This window comes from Armatimonas sp. (assembly GCF_031410135.1).
Taxonomy (GTDB): Bacteria; Armatimonadota; Armatimonadia; order Armatimonadales; family Armatimonadaceae; genus Armatimonas.
Window position 1 is genome coordinate 1 of sequence record NZ_JANNYP010000827.1, and the last position, 2,310, is coordinate 2,310.

The window sequence follows — 2,310 nt, forward strand, 5'->3', positions numbered from 1 at the left end:
CCGGGCGAGTTCCGCCGCTCACAGAACTGGATTGGAGCACCAGGCAGCACCCTCATGACCGCCGCCTACGTCCCCCCAACACCTGATGTGCTCATGGACTGCCTCTCTGACTGGGAGCGCTTCGTCCACGAGCGCGAGACCATGCCCGAGCTGATTCAGTGCGCTCTCTTGCACGAGCAGTTCGAAGCCATCCACCCGTTTCTAGATGGCAACGGACGTGTGGGCCGTTTACTCATCACCCTCTTTCTCATTGAGCGGGGGCGATTAGATCAGCCGCTTCTGTACCTCTCAGACTACATTGAGAAGAACCGGCAGGGCTACTACTCTGCCCTTCAGCAAGTGCGAACCCAAGGTGACTGGAATGGCTGGCTACACTACTTCCTCGAGGGAGTCACCATCACGAGCCGCCAAGGAGTCCAGCAGGCTAGAGTACTCATGGAGCTACGTGAGGAGTACCGTCGCCGTCTTGCAGAGCGCCCCAAAGCGCTTGCTCTCATTGATCCGCTCTTTGCCAACCCCTACCTAACCGCGTCGCGTGTTGAGGAGCTGCTGGGAGTGACGGCCCCCACCGCTCGGCAGGCTATTGCGCACCTGGTAGCTCAGGGGATTCTGGTTGAGACGACGGGCCGCTCCTGGGGCAAGCTCTACGTCGCCCAGCCCATCCTCCAGGCGCTGGAGCAGCGAGAGCATGCTTAGTGATGCTAAATAGGTATCAAGTGATCCCAAAGATGCTCCAGCACTCTTTCTAACATTCTAACTTTCTCTCGATGATTGTAGATAACCCCGGCACGACTAAGCACTCCACTACAACTAAGCACTCCACCACGACTAAGCACCCCACGGCTCTGATGGTTCGCACCAACAGGACTCGACCTGCCACACGAGCCAAGTTCAACAAAGATGTCCCACCCGCACCAGATCGCCCGGTGCTTTATGCAAGAAAGAGCAGCGAAGCCGACGATCAGCAAGCCGCCAGCCACGAGCGACAAGTACGCGACCTAGCAACCATCATTGCACAGGATGGCTTTCAGATAGACGAGATCGCAAGTTATCAGGAGAGCAAAAGCGCTAAAGATCCGGGTCGTCCCCTCTTCAATGAAATGATGGATCGGATCGAGGCAGGGGAACTCAACATTATCTACACCCACGAGATCAGTCGTCTCTGCCGCAACATGATCGATGGCGGACGCATCATCCATGCCCTCCAGAAGGGCAAAATTCGGCGTGTGGTGACTCCGTACCGTATGTACCTTCCTGAAGACAACACGATTATTATCGCGATAGAGGCATGCGTCTCGACCGAGGAAATACGCAACCTCATCCGCCGCATGGAAAGTAGCGTAGCCAATAAACACGCCAAAGGGCAATTTCCGGGCAAAGCCCCCATTGGCTACATGAACGACCTTTTCGGCATCAAGGGTGACCGAAGTATTCTGCCAGATCCAGAGCGCTTTGAGACGGTTCAAAGACTCTGGCAAAAGATGCTTACGGGGGCATACACAGCCAAGCAGCTTTATCGAGAGGCAGGGGCCATGGGACTCACCTATAGGCGCTACGGCAAGGTAGGAGGTGGCCCTGTGACCTACTCGGCGATCCATGCCATGTTCTGTAATCCGTTCTACTGTGGACTCTACCAGTGGGGTAGCGAAATCCACCAGGGTAGCCATGTGCCTATGGTGACAGTTGCAGAATTCGAACGCGTCCAGAAACTTATCGCCAAGCCGTCCGCCCCCAAGGCACACCTGCGCAGACCAGCAGCTGAGGTCGTACCCTACATGGGTGGACTGGTAGCTTGTGGAACCTGTGGCAGTTCGATAACAGCGGAGACACACATCAAAACTAACAAGGCTGGAGAAGTGCGCCACTTTGTGTACTTGCGCTGTACGAAGAAGAAGGGCCCCTGTCCCGAGCGGTATCTCTCTCTCACGGAGTTTGAAAAACAAGCGGCAGAATTCCTGGAAACACTAACACTACCCGATGCCATATCGGACTGGGTGCTGCGTCAGCTTCGGGAAGAAAACAGTGCGGAGCAAAAGGCTCAGCACCAGATATTGAAGCAACTTCAAGACTCGCAGCAGAGAAATCAAGGGGCTCGTAAGCGCATGACGGACATGCTGATCGCGGGGTGAATCGATGAAAACGACTACGACGAGCGGCGTGCCGAGCTGACACGGGAGAGCCAGATTTTAGCAGAGAGCCTCAGTCGTCATACCACTCGCTCGAACCAGTGGCTGGAAGAGATCGAGGGGGCATTTTCCTTTTGTAGGAGCGTAAAACAGCGATTCGAGGAGGGCACGTCCGAGCAGAGGC

At 55.7% G+C, this 2,310-nt stretch carries 2 protein-coding genes; both read left to right on the forward strand.

Annotation, left to right across the window (positions count from 1 at the left end):
- Window positions 1–696, forward strand: a 696-nt coding sequence (locus RMO15_RS30150) for a Fic family protein (protein ID WP_309721944.1), incomplete at its 5' end; no start/stop codon positions are given.
- Window positions 697–767: 71 nt separating this feature from the next.
- Window positions 768–2,129, forward strand: coding sequence for a recombinase family protein (locus RMO15_RS30155; protein ID WP_309721947.1), 1,362 nt, complete (start codon window positions 768–770; stop codon window positions 2,127–2,129).
- The last annotated feature ends 181 nt before the right edge of the window (window positions 2,130–2,310 follow it).